Below are 20,675 nucleotides of genomic sequence, written 5' to 3'. Positions count from 1 at the left end.
TGGTAATTCAGATTATTTTAAATCTGTCTAACAAAACCCGACTTAACTATATTTAACTAAGTTGCTGTTTTATCAGAAGTTTTAATCTTCATCACCGCCGATGGATGTGCATTATAGGCCATTTATTTCCTAACGCAAGGGGTATTTTATAAAAAAGTGATCGGCTGGTTATTTATCCGGCAAATACCCGGATTTTTTCTATTTCTTAAGTATACACGGCTCAGCCAAACTTAACTGATCCAGTATTTTATCCTGTTCATTTTTTTCCTGCCAACGCAAAGGTCGGCAGTCAATATATTCAATATAACCACTCTCGCCCTCATAGCTTTCGCCATCCCAATGAGCTTGATAACGAAAGCTTCCGACATAGCCTGCCGCCAAACCAAATTTGAAATCCCCTCGGCTTTGTGCATGCAATTCAAATAATATTTGTCCTTCATGTTCTACGCACCAAGAAAACTCTCTAGGCAAGTACATCTCTTTACCATTAGGGGTAGTCACCTTAGGATAAACACGGTCTACTTTGAATATTACATTTTTGTCATGGAGCTCCATGTCTCCCGCTATATCACGCACATAAAGATGTGATTGAACAAGTTGATTAAAATTATTACGGATTTGCAAAAGCAGAACTTGTAAGGACGGACTCAGATTAATGACCTGATAGGTAAAAAAGCACCAGGTAATTACAGGTATATTGGCAGCACGGGCATATTCAAAGCTACCAGTTCCTTCAATTAAATAACGTTGTTCTTGGTAGTAAACTTCGCCTTTACACTGGCAAAGCAAAGACCAGTGCTCGAATAAACCCCATTTTATTTTTATAAATTGAGAAAGAACAGGCAGAGTCACCACATTTAAATCTATAGAAAACTCGGGTGACTGGCGTTTGATTCGTAATACAGGTAATTCACCAGATACTTGATCAATATCTGCAAAGGAAAAATCATCAGAATTAAAAAAGCACTGTTCTTTTACAGAGTAACTTTTAAGTTGCCCCAGCATATGTGGACTGGAGCTGACTAAAACTGTTGCAGTATCGAGCGCCTGCTCAAGAATGGCACTTTGATTAAAAAATACGGGTATTCGGGGCTGCCCGATAATACTTATAAAATTAAGATAATGAAGTGGAGCAGGCAGATTGGGTAGAATCAGACCCTGATGGATAATTTTAAAACGGCCTTTAGGCGGATGATAAGCCAAGTTCAGTTTAGAAAATGATTTAGGGTTCAGCTGCTGTGATTGATTCAAGGACGTAATCAATTTAACCATACTGAACCCCCTGATTTGGTTAGGTTATAATACGACTTTGATGTCTTCGGGCCAAAAATGTTGTAATGAAACCTGATAATGCATAAATAATAGAAACAGTCAGTATTCCAACAGGTATATTGTACGTAATTGCTGCAAGAATCAAAACAACAGGAAGCATGACTGCAAAAGGTACACGTTTGCGATCCATCTGTTTAAATGAGTAATACTTGATATTAGAAATCATCAGGATTCCGATAATCAGCATCAGGACAGCATTGGTGGCTTGAATTCCCCGGTCCTGCAGATCAAAAATCGCTGGAAAATCTATTCCTACCCAGATTAATGAAACCACAATGATTGCAGCCAACGGACTTGCAATCCCGATAAAATAACGCTTATCGACTACTCCGATCTGCACATTGAAACGGGCTAACCGGAAGGCGGCACAAGCGGTATAGACAAAACAGCAAGCTAAACCAATACGACCAAGATCATTAAGACTCCAGCTATACATGAGCATTGCAGGCGCTACGCCAAAAGCCAGCAGATCAGACAATGAGTCAAATTGTTCACCAAAAGCACTTTGTGCACCGATGGCACGTGCTACCCGTCCATCCAGACCATCTAAGAGCGCAGCAATAAAAATCGCATAAATGGCCTGACTATAGACTCCATTCATGCTCGCGACTATTGAATAGAACCCTGCAAGTAAAGCTGCGGTCGTAATTAGGTTCGGCCATAGATAAATTCCACGACGCCTTATTTTCTGCCCTTCATGAGTATGCTCTTCTTCGACTACTTCAAAGGTAATTCCATCAAATGAGTCGTGAGAATTATCATCCCGTTCAGGCTTAGGTATATTTGTCATTCTTATACGTCCTAACTATGACCTTATCCAATTTACGGTAAAATACAGACTATTCACCAACTAGCCAGCGTACTGCTGCATGTCCGCCAATTTCCTGCATGCGCAGATGTGGAAACAACCATTGTAGTGCCTCATCTGCATCTTCAGAAAACTTCCAAGGCGGATTAATGACCAGTAAACCACAACCATTTAAACCGACTGGCGTATCATCCGGCCATACACAGATTTCACAGATGAGCTGCCGGCGAATACCGGTCTTCATCATTTTCTTTTCAAAACGCTCAATCATGGCGCGATCCTTAATCGGATACCACACGGCAAATACGCCCGTCGGCCATTTTTTATAGGCATTCTGTAAAAGCTCTACCAATTGCGGAAAATCTTTACGCTCTAATTCATAAGGCGGATCAATCATGACCAGACCGCGTTTTTCTTTCGGTGGAATAACGGCCAGCAGTCCTTCATAAGCATCACGTTCATGCAGCCCAGCACGTGAATCACGAATATTGTCACGCAACTGCTGAAATACATCCCGTTGCATTTCAAACACTGTGGCTTTATCAATATCACGCATTCCCTGTAATGCAAACCATGGTGAGCCAGGATAAGCCCCTTGACCCTGCTGGCTACGCATACTTTCAACCAGTTTCAGGTATTGCTGTACGCCTTCTGGTGCATTACGCTTGACTGAGTCATCCAGCTTGACCAAACGGTGAATACCTGTCAGAAATTCACCAGACTTTTGTGCAGGTGCAGACGACAGATCATATTGACCCGCGCCGCCATGCGTATCGATATAACGATAAGGCTTGTCTTTACTATTCAGGCGTGTCAACAATTGCAGCAACAGTACATGTTTCATAACATCGGCAAAGTTGCCTGCATGGAAATGGTGACGGTAATTCATTTTTGCATTAATTCCTTAGTTCAATAGGCATTTTAGCATGAAAAAATGTTTCTTTAAGGAACTTCTCTTATTCTAAAATAATCCCTTACTTTTTATCCTTATTTTTTCGAGGTGATATGGAAGACGTTCTTCTACCGCAATCCTGGGCTCTTGACCAAGTGATCAGTGATTTACATCAACATGGTTTTGTAGTTATTGATCGGGCCTATGAGCAAGCTTATTTGCATGATTTAGTAGAAGAATGTACTGAAAATATTAATCGTTTTCGGGAAGCTGCTGTTCAAAACGGAGTGGTTACGCAAATCCGCAGTGACCATATTTTATGGATCAATGAGAATTTGCCTATTGCACAGCAACATATAAACACCTTGCAACAACTGGCTATCACACTTAACCGGGCATTCTTTACCAGTATTCGTGAAGTTGAAGCTCACTTCGCCTGTTATAATGCTGGCGAGTTTTATACTTTACACCGTGATAATCCCCAACAAAAAAATGATCGGGTTTTTTCTGCCGTTTACTACTTACATGAACAATGGCAGAGTCACTGGGGTGGGCAGTTGCGCTTACAGGATGTACATCAGGATTGGCATATTATTGAACCCGCACCCAATCGATTAGTGATTTTTCAAAGCGATCTTTTGCATGAAGTCTTAAAGGCACAACAACAGCGCCTGTCTATTACTGCATGGTTACGTAGTGGACCGGTGTTATGGTAAAGGCCGGGCCGGTCGCTTTAAATCTGTAAAACCAGCCTCATATATAAACTTAATATTTATAAGAGTAATGGCGAATGCTAGAAGATACCAAGCAACTGATAGCCCGCATTGGTGAAACAGATCAATTGTTCTTGTCATGCAGTACGCCTGAACTGGCGCTTGAGCGTGGGCAGTTACGTATGGAACTGGTAAACCGCAGCAATCATCGTCAGGAACAGATTCATTTCTTGCAGGAAGCTATTGTCATTCTTGAACAAGGCCGCCTGGAATATGAAGAAATGCCGTTAAGGGTTTACCTTGACCTCTCGATTCAGCTAGCTAAAGCTTATATGGTTTTCTTTGAATTGAATCGTGAAGTGCATTTTGCCTTAATTGCCCAGCAGATTTTAAAACCATTGGCACATTATGAGCATGGTGAAATTTTTCTGATTTTAGGCTATGCATCTGTTGCTAAAAATGAATTGGCTCTTACCCGGCACTGGCTGAGCAAATATACCAAGACTCAAGAGTTTGATCGGGAAACGTTACGACAACATTTTGCCTTTCAGGCTATGCGTAATGAGGACTGGTTTATGAAACTGCTTCAGTCGCGTGTTCATTGATTAAAATCAAAGGCTCTTCACAGAAGAGCCTTTTTTCTTATTCAGGATGCTTAGGATTTTTATCGTCTTCAACGTGCAGCATCTGGTTCAGCTTGTCAATAATCACAATCCATTCATCATCCTGATGCCAGTGTTCACGCAGGAAAGAACTCTGCCCCTGTGTCCAGAAATCTGCTTCTGGTAAAATTACATCAGAAGGAAGCTGATGATCTTTTGCAAACTGGTCTATAGAAGCTTCATCTGAAGGTAAGCCTAATTGCTCAAATAATAATTCTAAAGTGGGTTGTTGTTCGAGTACCATAAGTTGACTCCTATTTGTTATTTCATCAATCTATAAACTAACAAATACGCAGAAAATTAGGGCTACAGGCCGATGTATTCTTGTTATCTTTTGTGATAAATCTAAAGATGGCTATAAAAAAAGCGCCTATGACAGGCGCTTTTTATCAATCTAAAAAATAGATTATTTAAGCATGTCAGCAACTGCTGCGCGCTCTTCTTCAAGTTCGTTCAGAGTTACGTTAATGCGCTCACGGCTGAATTCGTCGATTTCAAGACCTTGAACGATTTTGTATTCACCGTTTTCAGTGGTTACAGGGAAACCAAACATTACGCCTTCAGGAATGCCGTAAGATCCATCAGAAGGAATACCCATTGTTACCCATTTGCCGTTTGTACCAAGTGCCCAGTCGCGCATATGGTCGATAGCAGCATTTGCAGCAGAAGCAGCAGAAGACAGGCCACGCGCTTCGATAATCGCAGCGCCACGTTTACCAACAGTTGGAAGGAATACGTCTTTGTTCCATTCAGCATCGTTGATTTTGTCTTTCAAGCTTTCGCCGTTCACAGTTGCGAAACGATAGTCAGCATACATGGTTGGAGAGTGGTTACCCCAAACAGTCATGTTTTCGATGTCAGAAACTGCAACACCTGCTTTTTGAGCAAGCTGAGTCAAAGCACGGTTGTGGTCAAGACGTAGCATTGCGGTAAAGTTTTTCGCTGGAAGATCTGAAGCAGATTTCATTGCGATGTAAGCATTGGTGTTTGCAGGATTACCTACAACCAATACTTTAACGTCACGGCTAGCCACTTCGTTAAGCGCCTGACCTTGACCGATGAAGATTTCACCATTCACTTTAAGCAGGTCAGCACGTTCCATACCAGGACCACGTGGGCGTGAACCCACAAGAAGCGCGTAGTCAGCATCTTTGAATGCTACTTTAGGATCATCAGTACCGATCATGCCCGCCAACAATGGGAAAGCACAGTCGTCTAGTTCCATCATTACGCCTTTCAGCGCTTGTTGAGCTTTCTCAACAGGAATTTCTAATAATTGAAGAATAACTGGTTGGTCTTTACCCAGCATTTCGCCGCTTGCGATACGGAATAACAGGCTGTAACCAATTTGACCAGCAGCGCCAGTAACGGCAACGCGAACAGGTTGCTTCATGTAATTATCTCCAATTGAGGATCGTCATAATGATTAAATAGCTGTTCTATCTAATCTTAATAAACATAAACGGCAAAGATTGTACTCCAATCGTCTGACAGATGCATGTAAAAGAGAATGGATTTCCCCTAAAGTCTGATAGGAAATATAAATGAAATCCCGTTCATACTTTCAGATTATCTTTAAGCATCAAATAATTGTTTAATATGCCCCTTTTACGGTAAAGCTACCTGGACAACTGGAGACGACTTCACTTGAGCACTGTTTATACTGCCCATTAACCCGGTAACATACCTGAACCTCTGTCAAGACAGGTGTGCCTCTTAAACTTTCACAACTAAAGCGTATTCCATTATTTGGCAAAGCAGGGTTCAGTTTTAAAAACTGCTGTTTTAATGAATTATTTTGCATTTGACGACTGACTGAGCCGGTCAGATCGGCAGGTATTTTTAAGCGCTCGGCATAATTAATAATGGTACGGAAATACTGGCTGGCATTCATCGGCAAACACCCTCCTACGCTATGCCATAACTGAGCACGGCTATTTTCACCCGGCATAATACGCGACACAACGTTTGCCTGAATGGGTGACAGATTTGCAGAAGAACTGGTTGTACAGTCTTCTTCTGTTGTTTCAGGCAGTAAACCGGCAATCGTCAATGAATACCCTTCCAGACACTGACGGGTTTTCTGTCTGGATGAGTCCAGTGCACATACTGCCGGTGTCATTTGCACACGCATCACATACCCCTGCAAAGCTGGTGCAGCAAAGGCCGGAGAACTACACAACCCGATCACAGCAGTTACACATCCGGCAGCTGCAAAAGAAAAGGCTGCCTTTAAACTTATTTTCTTCATTGAAAAACTAGCTATAAATTGCAGTAACACATTAATTCACCGGACCCTTATGGTGTATTCCTGACCGGTATTACTTTCATCCGGTTCTGAATAGATTGTGGTCCTTGCCCCAATAGCACCCCATAATGAGTTGCATTTGCCATGACATTTTTAACGTAGTCACGGGTTTCAAGTAACGGAATGGCTTCCGTATATTGATCAGCAGTCAGACTCTGAAATTCAGGCTGCCAGCGCTTAGCCCTGTTCGGACCAGCATTATAGCCAGCCGTTGCCAATACAGGGTTATTACTGAGCTGATTTTGTATCATGGACAGATAATAAGTACCGTAGCGGATATTGGTATTCATATCAGTCAGGGCAGCCGGGTTATAACTCTCGCCCATTTGCCGGGCGACCAGTCGTGCTGTATCTGGCATGATCTGCATCAATCCGCCAGCTCCAACATGTGAACGTGCAGAAGATACAAAACGGCTTTCCTGACGCATAAGTCCATAAGCCCAAGCTGGATCTACTCCCACATTGCGGCTATGACTCACCACTGTACCCTGATGTGGAGTAGCATAACGGTAACTGTAATTATGCTGTCTCACTGTACGTTCTGCGGCATAGATTGCCCGATCGTACCATCCCATATCATGAGCACGTTTCGCCGCAGCGAGTAATAAGCCATCATCCTGCTTCAGGTATGCCTGACGTACTGCCCAGTTCCACTCGCGGTTAATATAGCTATCTGGTGCATTAATACGGCGCAAGGTAAACGCACGGTTAAAATGAATATTCTGGTTCAGCCGCTGCATGTCTTGGCTAGAAGGTTGCTGATTATCCGGCACACTGCTGTACCTTTGGCCCAACTGATCCTTTGCTAACAGATTATGATAATCATCGCCTGCCTGGGCCAATTTACTATAGATAGCTCGTGCTGTCTGGTGTGAACCACTGTCATTTCGTTTTTCTACGCTACGGGCTAGCCAGTATTGCCAGCGGTCTTCCTGTTTCTGGGTGACTGTCATACTATCAATAGCACGGATTACACTCTCCCACGCTCCAAAGCGAATCGCCTGTCGCGCATAGATTTCTGCTTCTTCAGGGGTAAATGGATAACCATAGCTGGTATCTAAAGCATTCAGGACTTCCCGATTAAAATTATTCTTCATGACAGTAGTACCGCCAATATAACCTACTGTGCGATACAAATAGCGTTGTACATCGGCAGGTGTACCCTCAGCCGCGCGTTTTACCGAAGATAACGCTGTTTCCAGTTCGTTATTGGCCAAGCGTCCCAAGGCAAAAATCAGATAAGCATGATCAGTTGGAGTCGCTTTTGGTGCAGACCATAAATAATTAAGTGGATTAGCCTGAATCTGGTTCAGCTGGGCCAATGATAAAGGTAGCCCAATAGTTTGTGCCGTTGCCAGCGCCTGACCCGACTGTCCTGCCCGTAGTTGTCCCCATAAACGCTGCTGGCGATCTTGGGCAGTCATTAATGGACTGGCCAGCATCATACGCCCCAAACCGGTACATGAATCAGGCTGGGATTCAGTAGTAAACCATATATCCTTATACTCGGCGAAGACCAGAGGGTCGCCAGTCTTAGCCCGCACTTGGGCAACCGCACAGCTCTCTGCACGGTCAGGATTGGTTACATAAGCCAAAACTGGCTGGGCATTGGCATAATCAGCCTGTTTTACTTTTTCTTCTACATAGTCAGCGGCAAGTTTTTCGGTCATGGCAGCCTGCGGATACCGCTGGGCAAAGCTGATAATTGCTGAAGGTGACTGAAAACCCAGATTGGTATTTAATTTCCAGTATTCCGGATAATAGCCAAGTACATCATTTTGCATAGCAGCCTGATACTGATCTAACAGCGCAATATTACCCGCATTGGCAGCCCTTAAGGCATCATTAAACTGCTCGTCAGCAGCCTGGCTACAATGTATACCGAATACACTCATCAAGCTTCCAAGCAAGAGGCGCTGAAAACTTTTGTTTTTTAATCCATATTTACTTAATGAATTATTTTTCTTGAGATGCATACCCGCCCTTTTCCAGCTGCAAAACCCAGTTCCGGACCGATAGTTTAATTATTCTTTATGATGACTACTGTTGTGTTATGTAAACTCATGATTCACCTCTCATTAATTCAAAAGTAATTTTTTCTGTAAAATCAACGCAAACTGAACTGAATTTATTTTTAGGGCTTTAGTTAAAAATACTGTTAAAATGTGCGACCTTAAAAATCCCTTTACCGGTCGATCTATGTGTATTCAGGCCGGTTATCTGATCATTATCCTTTAGGAGCCTACATGACGGTTCAAACCTTCATTCCAAATGGTGCCAAAGCTGCCTCAGAAAACACTGTTACCCAGCCACAGCACACCCCTGCCGATAATATGCCAGTTAAAAAACTGTATATTGAAACGCAAGGGTGTCAGATGAATGAGTATGACAGTCACCGTATGGCAGACCTTTTAGGCGACTCACATGGCTATATCCTGACCAGCAATCCGGCTGATGCCGATATCCTGCTGATGAACACATGTTCAATCCGTGAAAAAGCACAGGAAAAAGTGTTTAGTGAGCTGGGCCGCTGGCGTAAGCTGAAAGACCAAAATCCTGACTTGGTGATTGGTGTGGGTGGCTGTGTTGCCTCACAAGAAGGCGATAATATTCAAAAGCGTGCGCCTTATGTCGATATGGTATTTGGCCCGCAAACCCTGCACCGTTTACCGCAAATGCTGGACCAGCATATAGACCAGCTTGAGAAGCCAAAAAAACAGAAGATCAAGCTGGTCGATATTTCCTTTCCAGATATTGAAAAATTTGACTTTTTGCCCGAACCACGCGTAGAAGGCTATAAAGCTTTTGTTTCAATCATGGAAGGCTGTTCAAAATACTGTTCGTTTTGTGTAGTTCCTTATACCCGTGGTGAAGAAGTTTCACGTCCGCTGGATGATGTACTGGCCGAGATTGCTGGTCTGGCAGAAAAAGGCGTTCGCGAAATCAATCTGCTTGGCCAGAACGTAAATGGCTATCGTGGAGAGACTTTCGAAGGCACTATCTGTACCTTTGCTGACCTGCTGCGTCTGGTGGCCGAAATTCCGGGTATTGGCCGGGTTCGTTATACCACTTCACACCCGCTAGAATTTAATGATGATCTGATTCAGTGTTACCGCGACTTGCCACAAATGGTCTCACACCTACATTTGCCGGTACAAAGTGGTTCAAATGACGTACTTCAGGCAATGAAGCGTAACCATACTATTGATGTTTATATTGAAAAAATAGCCAAGCTTCGTAAAGTCCGTCCCGATATGCATTTATCAAGTGATTTTATTATTGGGTTTCCAGGCGAGACTGATCAGAATTTTGAAGAAACTTATCAGTTTATTCAGGAAATGGACTTTGACCACTCTTATAGCTTTATTTATTCCAAACGTCCTGGTACACCAGCCTCAGAGCTGGCCGATGACACATCGGAAGAAGTGAAAAAAGAGCGTTTAGCACGTGTTCAGCAATGGATCAAGCAATCCAGTATTGCAAAAACAAATGCCATGCAAGGAACGATTCAACGTGTTCTGATTGAAAATATTTCAGAAAGGGATCCGAACTTGCTAGTCGGTACAGCCGACAATACCCGTCTGGTTACCTTTATCGGAGACCCGGCTTGGGTGGGACGTTTTGCCGAGATTGAAATTACCGAAATTAAAACTTTAAATTTAGTTTACGGAGAACTCTTGAATCTTGAGCCTGACGTGGCGTAATGTAAGGGGAACGACAAAAATTACTTAAAGGATTTCTCTTGACTGCAGCGATTCGACGTACAGTAAGTTTCCCTGGCATTTCTATGGAACGCCTTAAGAGCATGTTAGGTGCTTATAACGGACATATGAAACAGATTGAACAGCGTCTGGATGTCAAAGTTACCCATCGTGGTGATAGCTTCTTTGTAGATGGTGAAATCGATGCAGTTGAACGGGCAGAAAGCCTGTTACAGCGACTGCATGAAGAAGCCGAGGTTTCGCAGCAGATCAGTGCCGATGTACTGCATATGATGATTCAAGGCAGTCAGACCGAGCGCGAGCTGATGGATGATACCGAGCAGGAACATACCGGCCTCGACAGTGTCTGGTTACAGACCCGAAAAGGCCGGATCAATCCACGCGGTGCCAACCAGAAACGTTATGTGCAGCGCATTTTGCAAAGTGATATCTCTTTTGGTATCGGTCCTGCTGGTACAGGTAAGACCTATCTGGCGGTTGCTGCTGCAGTCGATATGCTGGAACGTAATGAAATCCAGAGAATTCTTTTGGTCCGTCCGGCGGTAGAAGCAGGTGAGAAGCTGGGCTTCCTGCCGGGTGATTTAAGCCAGAAAATTGATCCTTACCTTCGCCCTCTTTATGATGCACTGTATGAAATGCTCGGTTTCGAGAAGGTTGCCAAACTCATCGAACGGCAGGTCATTGAGGTTGCCCCACTTGCTTATATGCGTGGTCGAACCCTGAACCATTCTTTTGTCATTCTGGATGAAGCACAGAACACCACGCCAGAACAGATGAAAATGTTCCTGACCCGTCTGGGTTTTGGTTCGCGTGCAGTAATTACCGGAGACATTACTCAGGTAGATTTACCACGTGGACAGCAATCAGGACTAGCCCATGCTTTGCGGGTACTGGAACCGATTAAGGAAATTCATATTACCCGCTTTCATTCACGTGATGTAGTACGCCACCAGTTGGTACAAAAAATTGTAGAAGCATATGAAGGCTGGGACAGTGAACAGTCCCGGCTGAGTGCTGAAGCACGTGCTGAGCGCAAGGCACGTCAAGAAGCACTTGTAAATGAAAATGATACTGCTGCAGATGCACAGCATCAATCAGAAACACCAGACAACATTTAAGGTTTATTTTGAAACTTAGTCTCTCTTTGCAACAAACGTTTGTAGCGCCTGAACTGGTGCTCAAACGTGCTTATCTTAAAAAAGTGATTGAAACCACTCTTCGTCATCTTGACGTTAAACAGGACTGCGAAATTGGAATTGCCTGTGTTGACCTTGATCAAAGTCAACAGCTGAATCTGGAATACCGCCGGAAAGACAAACCTACCAATGTCTTATCTTTCCCGAGTGAAATTCCGGAAGAAATTTTACCCATGCTGGCAGCCCGGCCTTTGGGTGATCTGGTGATTTGTATTCCGGTCGTATTACAAGAAGCTGCCGAGCAGCAGAAAGTACCCGTAGAGCATTTCACACATATGCTGGTCCATGGCACATTACATTTGTTAGGTTATGACCACGAAATCAGTGATGAAGATGCCGATGAAATGGAAGCACTGGAAATTGAAATTCTGGCCAAGCTTGGCCTGAATAATCCTTATCAGGAAGAATAAATTAAAGTAAGCTATTTTAATAATTACAAACCTGGCAGGAATAATAACTATGAAACTTCTCATGCAAATTACTGCTCTGTTGACCAGTACAATATTTATGCCTGTAGTTTTTGCAGAACAACCTGTTACTGTGCAAAGCAGTTGTCCACAGTCTGAGTTTCAGTCTAAAGATAAAACATGGAGTGGCCATTATTATCTCAGCGGCGTCATGGAAGTTGGCTCTGAATTGCTACTGGAAGAAAATGGTCATTTTAAATGGATGCTGGCAGTCGGTAGCCTGGACCAATATGCAGAAGGTATCTGGTGGAAAACCGGAGAATGTATCGGTCTCAAACCTGAAGCCAAATTCTTAAAACAGCTTCAGATTTTCCCAAGTTCTCTTTATCTTGCTGATGAAAAACTCAAAGCTGTCTGGGCAGATGGCCGTGAGCAGGGAACTTATTACCGGCCGAAACTGAGCTCTAATCCTTAACACAAAACCTTTAATTTATTTTACTTCGAATTCAGCCTCGGCCGGGTCGAATCGCCATGTCCGTACAATGCGTAGTTCAGAAATATCTTTCATACCTGCATCAAACCGCCCAAATGGCGCACCTTTACGTACAGAAGCCTTGGCTGCCTCATCTAGAATGGTATGTCCTGAACTTTCCAATAACCGGATTGCACGTATCCCGCCTTGAGCATTCAAGATGACCATAAGCTGCACTTCTCCTGTTAGGCGCTCAGCCTTAGCCTGCTGCGGATAATAGCGGTTACCATAGAGTTCAACTTTTTCACGGAACTTGTCCAGATAGGCAGCTGCTGCATCCTGCTTGGCCTGAATTCCATCCACCGTTTTGATACGTTGCTGACGGCTGAAATCCTGCTGACGCTGTAAATACTGGGCTTCCAGACTGGCAGCCATTGCTGCCTTGGCCTGAAACTGGCTCTGTAATTCTTCTAAAGCTTTTTTACGCTGGTTCTGCTCCGCTTCTTTGCGCCAGCTCATGATTGTCATCAGGACTTTGTCTTCAAACTGTATTTGAGGCTGTTGGTGCATCTGCTGTAAAGTCTCCTGCTGCTGCTCACCCGCACTCTGTTGTTGTAAACTGGCCGGTAGCTGGCTTGAGATACGGTGAGCCTCTCGAAAGCGGCCTGAACCCTGCTGGTCTGCCTGTGCCAAATAGTCGGCATCTTTGACCTGCTCAGAACTCGGACGAATGCTGACAGCGATTTCCTTACTGGCAGCAGCCTCTGGATCTGGCATTGCAAAATGCAGAGTTAAAATCGCCGAATGTAAAATGACAGCCAGCAACAGAGCACCCATAAAAATCGGATCCTGCCACCAAGCCAGACCTGTCCCACCAGGTAAAATTATTTTTTTCAACATATGACTTTTTACCAGCCAGACTCTTTTGGTTTGAAGTCGGTTTAGAAAGAAGTAGAAAATAACATCAATACAAAGTTATTATTAAACTTATGGACTTGTCACCCCAGTCACCAATCTTCATACTCAACATTAAAAATGACGCGATTAAATTCAGCTAACTGCAGGATTCAAGCTTGAAATTTTCTTACGTCCCGTCAAGATTGCAACTGAACGAAAAAGAACTCTCCATCTGGAATCATTTTTATGCCTAGAACGCTAATTTCCAATATTTCTAAACGTATACGTCAAGTATATCAAAAAGCAGAGGGATTTATTGAAGAAGAGCGTGAGTTTGCCTTGTCTCAAGTTTTTTTGAATGCCACTTTTGAACGTTATGTCACCAATAATGTTAAACTTTTGCAGGATTTGCATGCTGATGTGCATGATGACTGGCTCAGACTGTACGCCACTTTGGAAGTAAAGGGTTTATATACCACCCTGTCTGTTGACTTAAAACTGCTACAGATGGAACTCAATAAAAACATCCAGCTTCTGATTTTTGAGCAGATCAGTGACACGCAGGTGATTGAGGCCAAATTTAAAAATGTATTTATAAAAATCGGATTTAATGCCGCTCTCTTCTTTTACCAGAAAATTTTAAGAAAAGACCCTTTAGGTTCTATCTTAGAGCGTTTTAATATTGTGCAAGTTAAAGATGACCTGTTATATCTGGATTTGAATCAGTGGTTGGGCAAAAGCCGTTCGGTTCTGGAAACACTGGATAAAATCAATGTAAATCAGGGGCTGTTACGTGAAGCAGAACTGGTTCTGGTTGGGAATGTTAATATGCGGGCTATTCTGCATAAGTCTATGCGCGATGCCCAAATGCAGAAAATAGAAGATGATATTGAAGCTACCCATGTGACGCCACTTCAACAAAAATAGACTTTAAAACATCTTATATTTAAGCTGGACTGTGAAAAACCTACATACTGATACAGTTAAGTAGCCTATTTCTATTACTTCTTCATTATTGAAGAGCATAATACTAGATGAAAAATAAGTTATGTTTCTTTGATGCAACCTGTTTCTGTAAAAGGATCCCCACACTTATGGCAACTACCCTGTTTAAAACCCTGACCTTAGCGACTGGTATGACCACGGCGCTGTTATTTTCCGGTTTTTCAAGCCATGCTCTCGCCATGAGTCCCTTTCAAGCCAGTTATCAGTTTTCTTATAATGGTAAGAATATGGGTACAGCGACCCGGACTTTAAGTAAGAACGGTAACCAGTGGGTGTACACCTTTGCTGCAAAGGCGGGCGCTATTGCATCAGCCACCGAAACCAGCCGTTTTAGCTTTAGCAACAACAAGATTATCTCTGACAGCTTTAACCGGACCAGCAAAATTTTAGTACATAATGACAAAATGAGTATCCAGTTTAATCCGGGCACCAAACTTATCAAAACGCAAAAAGATGATAAGTCCCGTTCTTTTGCCTGGCAATCTGGGGTACTCGATGAGCTAAATGCCGAATTACAGATTCGGGAAGATTTAAAAGGCTCAGGTTTAAAGTCAACCTATCCAATTGCTGATGCCAAAGAAGTGGAAAACCGCAAGTTTGTTAGGCAAGGTACTGAACAGGTGAAAACCTCTTATGGTACATTCAGCACTATTAAAGTACGAATGCAACATGACAAGGCCGAGCGAAATACAGTTTTCTGGCTGGCCCCAAAATTAGATTACTTACCGGTTAAAGTTACCCATCAAGATGGTAAAACGTCCTATGGCCTGTTATTAACAGGTTATAAAGGACCAACAAATTAAGTAATTTAATCAATTTCAGCTTGCATTTTTGCGGATGCTTTTTAAAATACGCTTTTGCTTGAAAAAGCATCCGCCCCTAGAGGAATTCTCCCGTGCATGCACTAGAACAGAAAATCTTAAGTGAAGGTATCGTTCTATCTGATCAAGTCTTAAAAGTGGACGCGTTCTTAAATCACCAAATTGATCCTGTATTGATGCAGCAGATTGGTAAAGAGTTTGCTGCCCGCTTTAAAGATGCAGGCATCACCAAAATTATCACGATTGAAGCATCTGGTATTGCTCCTGCAGTCATGGCAGGTCTAGAACTGGGTGTTCCTGTAATTTTTGCCCGTAAATATCAGTCATTGACTTTAAAAGATGACTTATACCGTTCTAAAGTTTTTTCATTTACCAAGCAGACTGAAAGTACAATTGCGATTTCAAACAAGCATCTGAACTCAAGTGACCGCGCACTGGTCATTGATGACTTTCTGGCGAATGGCCAAGCGGCTTTAGGTCTGATTGACCTGATTCATCAAGCCAATGCCGAAGTTGTTGGGGTCGGGATTGTAATTGAAAAGTCTTTTCAGCCTGGCCGCGATGTCTTACTTGAAAAAGGATATCGTGTCGAGTCACTAGCCCGTGTACAGTCACTGGCAGATGGCAAAGTGGTTTTTGTTCAGGAATAAGCTTCTTTGACAATAAAAGAGCGCATTAGCGCTCTTTTTTATGGCTGCAGTTTAAGAGCAATCTCTCCAAGCCTTTTACCTTGGGCGAAGCACAAATCTTTTTCTTCCTGAGTCAGCCCTTGGTCATGGCGTGGTCCACTCACATGTGTGGCACCATAAGGCGTGCCCCCAGATTTAGTATTTGAGAGCGCCGGATGGTCATTACTAAGCCCTATAATCATCATACCATGATGGAAAAGTGGAGGCAGCATGCTCAGTAAAGTGCTTTCCTGCCCACCATGCATAGAACCACTCGAGCTAAATACACAGGCAGGTTTGTTATGTAATGCTCCGCTCAGCCATAAACTGGTTGTTTGGTCCCAGAAATATTTCATTTCACTGGCCATATTACCAAAGCGGGTAGGTGAACCAAGAGCCAGACCGCTACAATTAGCCAGCTCATCTAGCGTACAATAGATATCACCTTCTGCAGGAATACTCGGTGCAGCTTCTGTAACTACTGTCGCCAATTGTGGGACCGTACGGATCTTTACATTCATACCAGTGGCTTCGATACCATTTGCAATTAAATGCGCCATATCTCGGGTAGAACCATATTTACTGTAATAAAGAACAAGAATATAAGCTTGCATACACTTTTAGAGTTTAGCTAAAAAGAAAACTATACGGTATTTCTTTAAGTTTTTGCTAAGCTGGAACAACGAATTACATAAAGATCATGAAAAAAAATCGAGATTTTATTTTTATGTTGAATTTTTTGAAGAAGCTTCCGTTCTATGACAAAACCTGGTTCAAATTTATCCTGTTTGTCATTCGCCGTTTTGAAGCAGACCGTTGTCGAGAGCTGGCAGGTTCTTTAACCTATACCACGCTCTTTGCGATTGTGCCCATGCTGACCGTATTTCTGGTCATCATTTCGTCTATTCAGGCCTTGGAACCAGCGCGTCAGCAGTTGCAGCAGCTTATTTATAGCAATTTTCTGCCTAAAAGCACGATTGCATTTGACAAGATGCTCAATGCTTTTACCGAGAAGTCTAGTAATCTGACTGTCATCGGGGTGCTGTTCCTCTTTGTCACAACCATCATGATGTTAAGTACCATTGAAACCGCATTTAACCGGATCTGGCGTGTTAAAGAAACACGGGGAGGCATTGTCGGGTTTATGCGTTATTGGACAATTATCTCTTTAGGGCCCATTGTGCTTGGCAGTGCTTTTGTCATCTCATCTGCGCTGGCTTCTTTAAGTATTTTAAGCAATAACTTTGCCGGCTATGAAATGGATGGCGCGTTTCTCCTGTCGTTGCTTTCCATTGCCTTGACGATTGCTGGTTTCTTTATTATTTACTGGACTATACCCAACCGCAATGTACCTGTGATTGCTGCTGCCCTGGCCGGCGTATTCAGTGCAATTGTTTTTGAAATGCTCAAGAACTTGTTTGGCACCATTATGTCCAATTTCACCAGTTATGAAATTGTCTATGGTGCCTTTGCCGCAATTCCTATTTTCCTGTTATGGATTTACCTGTCTTGGAATATTGTACTTTTAGGGGTTGAGGTCAGTTTTGCGATTACTGCTTTTCATTCTCGCTATGGCCAGACACGTCATCCGGTGTTGATGCTGCTGGATGTTCTGGATCTGTTTTATCGAAAACAGAAACTGGGGGAAACGGTTACTGAAAAAGAAGCTATGAACATCTTGGGCCGTGGGGAAATAGGCCGCTGGCCGGCTTATGTCGCTATGCTGGAAGAGCAGAATCTGGTCAAGCGTACAGAAAATAATGATTATGTACTGGTACGCAATCTAAGTCAGGTTGACTTCTGGAGCTTCTATAAAGCACTTCCATATCCACTGCCACGACGTAATGATGTAGGCAATATTCATCCAGATGATGAATGGATGCAAAAGCTTGGTCCCGTACTCATTGAAAGTGATGACTATCTTTCTGCCAAACTTTCTGTTCCTCTTTCAACGATTTTTGAGAAAAAATAAAATTTAAAATTACCTGTCTGCTTAAAAAAGGCCATATGAAATGGCCTTTTTTAACACTTAAAACCATCTACTTACTGAACAAATGTATTCCATGTGAAATCTTGGGAAACACCTTTTAACGTCATGATTAGACGGTCTCCAGATTTTAATGCAGCCACACCAGCCGGTGTACCGGTCATGACGACATCACCGGGTTCAAGTGTAAATACCTGACTGATATCTGCAAGCAGATAACCAATATCAAAAATCAGTAATGAAGTATCACCTTCCTGACGTAATGACTCATTTACCTGTAAGCTATAATGGATATTTTTCCAGTCGTCTATTTCTTCCAGACTTACCCAGTCTGCCAAGATACAGGAACCATCAAAAGCTTTGGCACGCTCCCAAGGCTGACCCTTGCCTTTAAGTTCGGTTTGTAACTCTCGTAAGGTGAGGTCCAAACCCAGAGTTACTGCTCCAACAGCTTTCAAAGCTTTTTGCGGATCAGTTTCATTATGTAATGGCTGGTCTATACGTAAACTGAGTTCACATTCATGATGACAGTCGCCCCATGTCGGATTCCAGCTAATTCCCTGTTCAAGTCCAACCAAGCTGCTTGGCGGCTTGATAAATAGTACCGGACGGTCAGGTACGGCGTTCCCCAACTCTTTGGCATGATCCGCATAACTGCGGCCTACACAGACAATTTTTGATGGGCGCGTAGCCATGCTTTTCCCTTCCTTTTCTATTTCAGTTCAATAAAATTTATTTCTTGAATGTATTTTCAAATATAGCCTGTTGCTGGGCATTCAGAAAAGCCCGTTTCGGTATAATAATGACAGTCCGGTTCTTGAACTCAAGCATATAAGTAAGCTTGCCTATAGCAAAGTGCTGTACTTCTGCATACTGGAAAGTTTGCTTGCGACCATTTGCATAGAGTTCAATATAGTCCTGAAACAGCTCAATCCCCTGCTCACTTTTACCAAACTGATACTTGATAAACTGACGTTTGAACATCATCGGTAAAAACCAGTAACGCATGATGAGTTGTAATATCAGGAAGAATACGCCAAGTGCCACATAATAACGGCCAACGCCAGTAGGTCCTAAATAAATACCCCATATCACAATAGCGATGCTGACAAGAGGCGTGATAAAACGGGTCAGCTGTTTTTTGCCAAATGTCGCCAAAGAGAAGCCATCTTGGGATTCTTCCAGATTTAGGCTATAGCGCACAGATACAGCAGGCTGAACTTCAGACATAAGCACATCATCAAAACTTTCAAATTGTTTTAAATCTTACACCAGAATACGTTATTTCCTCATCTTTTTAGTGTCCGAAGTTATAGTAGATAACAGCCCTTTTTCCTTAATATTCTTTCCTTTATCCCATAAAAAATAGATAAACAGGATTGGCATGTTCTATAGCAACAGATATTTTTATCTCATTGTATGGTTTTGGCTATCTGCCAGTACTGTAGTATCAGCCCAAATTATAACCTGGACCGAACAGATACCCAGCAGTCTTTCACCATTTCAAGGTAACATCCAGACGCTTGCAGGCCTCACAGGCGACCGTATTTTTATTTATGCTCACCCTAAACAAAATATTCAACTGCCTACATTTCAAGCCCAGCAGAAAATACAAGGAAAATATTATAGTGGTGCAGTAATTGTTCCAACCTCTAGCCAGAATATTGCCAAACTGCTGACTCACTATCGTAATTATGCCGGTTTATTTCCCACGCTTAAATCTGCGAAGATCCAAGCTCAACAAGGCAATATTACTCAGGTCAAATATCAGATTCATATTCCCACGCCTATTCCGGTACTCAATTTCAAAGAACAGGTATTAATGCAGCATCAATACAGCAATAATAGTATTGCCACCTTAGTAATTGATGCTCCTGTTCCTTACGGTGCGGGAAAAATTGAATGGTTTGATATAGGCACCCAGAGAACTTTAGTTACGATTACCCAATGGGGTGATCTTAACCAGCCTAAAGGTTTTTTATTCGGTAAAATCCTGAATGCCATTCCAGAAGCCAAACTTGGTATTCCAGGCGCTACCAATGCCTTTTTACTAGAAGCCTTGCAACGTCGCTATAAAATATCAACAACCCAGAACCTAAAAGCAGGCACATTACCAGAGTTCCAGCTCAGTACTGCTCAGCGTCAGAAAATTGTCAAGTTAAGCCAGCAGTCTCAAGAACCTGTATCTTTTATTCTTTCGGGCTATCAAGTGCCCTATCAGCAGGGTACAGAAGCTATGCGTTTTAGTACCAGCTATCAGTATTTTGCACAGAGCCCGGAGCAACTTAAACCTTGGCTACAGCCACCTAGCTTTAAATCGCTCTTTCCACGTCAGATTAAAAATGTACAGAGCAAGCAGCTTAATCCACAACAACTTGATGCTGATTATCAGGTTTCTGTTGGTTTAGGTGTAATCAGTATTCCTTTCGATTTTAAACTGCGCTTTGACTACCCGAATTCACTACAAAATGTTTTTCATGCGGTGGGTGGGGACTTAAAGTATATACAAGGCGGTATGCAGCTTGATGCATATGGTCAGGGTACTGTATTAAAGCTTACCAGTGCGGTAAAAATTCATGACCAGGCGCCTTTCCTGCTGCGGGCCATGCGCAGTTTGCCCTATCATGATATGTTACCTGCCATAGGTGGAAATACGATATTAGCTTTAAAAATTAAACAGCGAGTGAAATAATTATTAAATATTTTATCGTTATTTTAAATACAAAAAAACCGCAACAAATGTGCGGTTTCTTCTATTGTTTATCAAGTTGGTGCGCTCAGAGAG

Annotated in this window: 22 protein-coding genes; 11 read left to right on the top strand and 11 right to left on the bottom strand. The window is 42.7% G+C overall.

Translation table 11 applies throughout. From position 1 onward, the window contains the following. Positions 1–198: 198 nt before the first annotated feature. The 3 genes from B3R63_RS13845 to B3R63_RS13835 are packed head-to-tail and all read right to left on the bottom strand — an operon-like array spanning position 199 to position 3,029. Positions 199–1,272 (bottom strand): DUF6670 family protein, encoded by a 1,074-nt coding sequence (locus tag B3R63_RS13845; RefSeq protein ID WP_286731946.1) that lies wholly within the window; start codon positions 1,270–1,272, stop codon positions 199–201. A gap of 19 nt (positions 1,273–1,291) precedes the next feature. Next, positions 1,292–2,122 carry a CDP-diacylglycerol--serine O-phosphatidyltransferase gene (pssA, locus tag B3R63_RS13840; RefSeq protein WP_005024502.1) on the bottom strand — a complete coding sequence of 277 codons (831 nt, stop codon included), beginning with the start codon at positions 2,120–2,122 and terminating at the stop codon, positions 1,292–1,294. A 49-nt stretch (positions 2,123–2,171) separates the two neighbouring features. After that, positions 2,172–3,029: a 23S rRNA (adenine(2030)-N(6))-methyltransferase RlmJ gene (locus tag B3R63_RS13835; RefSeq protein WP_005407192.1), complete on the bottom strand. Its 858-nt coding sequence runs from the start codon at positions 3,027–3,029 to the stop codon at positions 2,172–2,174. A 116-nt stretch (positions 3,030–3,145) separates the two neighbouring features. Here B3R63_RS13835 and B3R63_RS13830 point away from each other — a divergent pair, with 116 nt between their 5' ends. Beyond that, positions 3,146–3,748, top strand: coding sequence for a 2OG-Fe(II) oxygenase (locus B3R63_RS13830; RefSeq protein WP_286731943.1), 603 nt, complete (start codon positions 3,146–3,148; stop codon positions 3,746–3,748). Between the two features lie 74 nt (positions 3,749–3,822). Continuing rightward, the gene (locus B3R63_RS13825) at positions 3,823–4,350 is read left to right on the top strand and encodes a hypothetical protein (RefSeq protein WP_005018416.1); all 528 of its coding nucleotides are present in this window, start codon (positions 3,823–3,825) and stop codon (positions 4,348–4,350) included. Positions 4,351–4,387: 37 nt separating this feature from the next. Here B3R63_RS13825 and B3R63_RS13820 read toward each other — a convergent pair whose 3' ends face one another. The 4 genes from B3R63_RS13820 to B3R63_RS13805 all read right to left on the bottom strand — a co-directional run bounded on the left by B3R63_RS13820 (position 4,388) and on the right by B3R63_RS13805 (position 8,691). Then, positions 4,388–4,651 (bottom strand): DUF2789 family protein, encoded by a 264-nt coding sequence (locus B3R63_RS13820; RefSeq protein WP_005018415.1) that lies wholly within the window; start codon positions 4,649–4,651, stop codon positions 4,388–4,390. A gap of 162 nt (positions 4,652–4,813) precedes the next feature. Then, on the bottom strand, positions 4,814–5,800 hold the full coding sequence (locus tag B3R63_RS13815) for a malate dehydrogenase (RefSeq protein WP_005018414.1): 987 nt from the start codon (positions 5,798–5,800) through the stop codon (positions 4,814–4,816). Between the two features lie 201 nt (positions 5,801–6,001). Next, positions 6,002–6,658: a ribonuclease I gene (locus tag B3R63_RS13810; RefSeq protein WP_265761696.1), complete on the bottom strand. Its 657-nt coding sequence runs from the start codon at positions 6,656–6,658 to the stop codon at positions 6,002–6,004. 47 nt (positions 6,659–6,705) lie between these two features. Next, complete coding sequence (locus tag B3R63_RS13805) at positions 6,706–8,691, bottom strand: lytic transglycosylase domain-containing protein (protein WP_286731938.1); 1,986 nt, start codon at positions 8,689–8,691, stop codon at positions 6,706–6,708. A 270-nt stretch (positions 8,692–8,961) separates the two neighbouring features. On the opposite strand from B3R63_RS13805, the gene miaB reads away from it, so the two are divergent. From miaB to B3R63_RS13785, 4 genes are read left to right on the top strand one after another with little or no spacing between them, the layout of a single operon-like run. Next, on the top strand, positions 8,962–10,419 hold the full coding sequence (miaB, locus tag B3R63_RS13800; protein ID WP_286731936.1) for a tRNA (N6-isopentenyl adenosine(37)-C2)-methylthiotransferase MiaB: 1,458 nt from the start codon (positions 8,962–8,964) through the stop codon (positions 10,417–10,419). Between the two features lie 38 nt (positions 10,420–10,457). Beyond that, entirely contained in the window at positions 10,458–11,555 is a 1,098-nt protein-coding gene (locus tag B3R63_RS13795) for a PhoH family protein (RefSeq protein WP_005018410.1), read from the top strand. Between the two features lie 8 nt (positions 11,556–11,563). Beyond that, positions 11,564–12,043 (top strand): rRNA maturation RNase YbeY, encoded by a 480-nt coding sequence (ybeY, locus tag B3R63_RS13790; RefSeq protein ID WP_005018409.1) that lies wholly within the window; start codon positions 11,564–11,566, stop codon positions 12,041–12,043. Positions 12,044–12,092: 49 nt separating this feature from the next. Further along, positions 12,093–12,515 carry a hypothetical protein gene (locus B3R63_RS13785; protein WP_005018408.1) on the top strand — a complete coding sequence of 141 codons (423 nt, stop codon included), beginning with the start codon at positions 12,093–12,095 and terminating at the stop codon, positions 12,513–12,515. Positions 12,516–12,530: 15 nt separating this feature from the next. Here the strand turns inward: B3R63_RS13785 and B3R63_RS13780 are convergent, their stop codons facing one another. Beyond that, complete coding sequence (locus tag B3R63_RS13780) at positions 12,531–13,412, bottom strand: energy transducer TonB (RefSeq protein WP_286731933.1); 882 nt, start codon at positions 13,410–13,412, stop codon at positions 12,531–12,533. A gap of 243 nt (positions 13,413–13,655) precedes the next feature. Here B3R63_RS13780 and B3R63_RS13775 point away from each other — a divergent pair, with 243 nt between their 5' ends. The 3 genes from B3R63_RS13775 (at position 13,656) to B3R63_RS13765 (ending at position 15,885) form a co-directional block, all read left to right on the top strand. Further along, positions 13,656–14,336, top strand: coding sequence for a hypothetical protein (locus B3R63_RS13775; RefSeq protein ID WP_286731931.1), 681 nt, complete (start codon positions 13,656–13,658; stop codon positions 14,334–14,336). Between the two features lie 167 nt (positions 14,337–14,503). Beyond that, complete coding sequence (locus B3R63_RS13770; protein ID WP_248087114.1) at positions 14,504–15,217, top strand: DUF3108 domain-containing protein; 714 nt, start codon at positions 14,504–14,506, stop codon at positions 15,215–15,217. A 92-nt stretch (positions 15,218–15,309) separates the two neighbouring features. Beyond that, positions 15,310–15,885, top strand: a complete 576-nt coding sequence (locus B3R63_RS13765; RefSeq protein WP_005407147.1) for a xanthine phosphoribosyltransferase — start codon at positions 15,310–15,312, stop codon at positions 15,883–15,885. A 38-nt stretch (positions 15,886–15,923) separates the two neighbouring features. Here the strand turns inward: B3R63_RS13765 and wrbA are convergent, their stop codons facing one another. Continuing rightward, complete coding sequence (gene wrbA / locus B3R63_RS13760) at positions 15,924–16,517, bottom strand: NAD(P)H:quinone oxidoreductase (protein WP_005018403.1); 594 nt, start codon at positions 16,515–16,517, stop codon at positions 15,924–15,926. Between the two features lie 113 nt (positions 16,518–16,630). Between wrbA and B3R63_RS13755 the strand changes: the two genes are divergently transcribed. Next, positions 16,631–17,875, top strand: coding sequence for a YhjD/YihY/BrkB family envelope integrity protein (locus tag B3R63_RS13755; protein ID WP_286731929.1), 1,245 nt, complete (start codon positions 16,631–16,633; stop codon positions 17,873–17,875). A 71-nt stretch (positions 17,876–17,946) separates the two neighbouring features. Here the strand turns inward: B3R63_RS13755 and B3R63_RS13750 are convergent, their stop codons facing one another. After that, positions 17,947–18,585, bottom strand: a complete 639-nt coding sequence (locus B3R63_RS13750; RefSeq protein WP_286731927.1) for a fumarylacetoacetate hydrolase family protein — start codon at positions 18,583–18,585, stop codon at positions 17,947–17,949. Positions 18,586–18,622: 37 nt separating this feature from the next. Beyond that, positions 18,623–19,120, bottom strand: a complete 498-nt coding sequence (locus tag B3R63_RS13745; RefSeq protein ID WP_111282388.1) for a YcxB family protein — start codon at positions 19,118–19,120, stop codon at positions 18,623–18,625. Between the two features lie 154 nt (positions 19,121–19,274). On the opposite strand from B3R63_RS13745, the gene B3R63_RS13740 reads away from it, so the two are divergent. After that, on the top strand, positions 19,275–20,582 hold the full coding sequence (locus tag B3R63_RS13740) for an SRPBCC family protein (protein ID WP_286731924.1): 1,308 nt from the start codon (positions 19,275–19,277) through the stop codon (positions 20,580–20,582). The last annotated feature ends 93 nt before the right edge of the window (positions 20,583–20,675 follow it).

Origin of the sequence: Acinetobacter sp. UBA1297 (genome assembly GCF_002307755.1) — a bacterium.
In the GTDB taxonomy this organism is placed as follows: Bacteria; Pseudomonadota; Gammaproteobacteria; order Pseudomonadales; family Moraxellaceae; genus Acinetobacter; species Acinetobacter radioresistens.
Note: the sequence above shows the minus strand (reverse complement) of the source record. Positions and strands in the feature narration are given on the sequence as shown.

Coding starts and splice junctions, on each gene's coding strand:
- B3R63_RS13845 (WP_286731946.1), bottom strand. CDS start 1,272: ATGGTTAAATTGATTACGTCCTTGAATCAATCACAGCAGCTGAACCCT.
- pssA (WP_005024502.1), bottom strand. CDS start 2,122: ATGACAAATATACCTAAGCCTGAACGGGATGATAATTCTCACGACTCA.
- B3R63_RS13835 (WP_005407192.1), bottom strand. CDS start 3,029: ATGAATTACCGTCACCATTTCCATGCAGGCAACTTTGCCGATGTTATG.
- B3R63_RS13830 (WP_286731943.1), top strand. CDS start 3,146: ATGGAAGACGTTCTTCTACCGCAATCCTGGGCTCTTGACCAAGTGATC.
- B3R63_RS13825 (WP_005018416.1), top strand. CDS start 3,823: ATGCTAGAAGATACCAAGCAACTGATAGCCCGCATTGGTGAAACAGAT.
- B3R63_RS13820 (WP_005018415.1), bottom strand. CDS start 4,651: ATGGTACTCGAACAACAACCCACTTTAGAATTATTATTTGAGCAATTA.
- B3R63_RS13815 (WP_005018414.1), bottom strand. CDS start 5,800: ATGAAGCAACCTGTTCGCGTTGCCGTTACTGGCGCTGCTGGTCAAATT.
- B3R63_RS13810 (WP_265761696.1), bottom strand. CDS start 6,658: ATGAAGAAAATAAGTTTAAAGGCAGCCTTTTCTTTTGCAGCTGCCGGA.
- B3R63_RS13805 (WP_286731938.1), bottom strand. CDS start 8,691: ATGCATCTCAAGAAAAATAATTCATTAAGTAAATATGGATTAAAAAAC.
- miaB (WP_286731936.1), top strand. CDS start 8,962: ATGACGGTTCAAACCTTCATTCCAAATGGTGCCAAAGCTGCCTCAGAA.
- B3R63_RS13785 (WP_005018408.1), top strand. CDS start 12,093: ATGAAACTTCTCATGCAAATTACTGCTCTGTTGACCAGTACAATATTT.
- B3R63_RS13780 (WP_286731933.1), bottom strand. CDS start 13,412: ATGTTGAAAAAAATAATTTTACCTGGTGGGACAGGTCTGGCTTGGTGG.
- B3R63_RS13775 (WP_286731931.1), top strand. CDS start 13,656: ATGCCTAGAACGCTAATTTCCAATATTTCTAAACGTATACGTCAAGTA.
- B3R63_RS13770 (WP_248087114.1), top strand. CDS start 14,504: ATGGCAACTACCCTGTTTAAAACCCTGACCTTAGCGACTGGTATGACC.
- wrbA (WP_005018403.1), bottom strand. CDS start 16,517: ATGCAAGCTTATATTCTTGTTCTTTATTACAGTAAATATGGTTCTACC.
- B3R63_RS13755 (WP_286731929.1), top strand. CDS start 16,631: ATGTTGAATTTTTTGAAGAAGCTTCCGTTCTATGACAAAACCTGGTTC.
- B3R63_RS13750 (WP_286731927.1), bottom strand. CDS start 18,585: ATGGCTACGCGCCCATCAAAAATTGTCTGTGTAGGCCGCAGTTATGCG.
- B3R63_RS13745 (WP_111282388.1), bottom strand. CDS start 19,120: ATGTCTGAAGTTCAGCCTGCTGTATCTGTGCGCTATAGCCTAAATCTG.
- B3R63_RS13740 (WP_286731924.1), top strand. CDS start 19,275: ATGTTCTATAGCAACAGATATTTTTATCTCATTGTATGGTTTTGGCTA.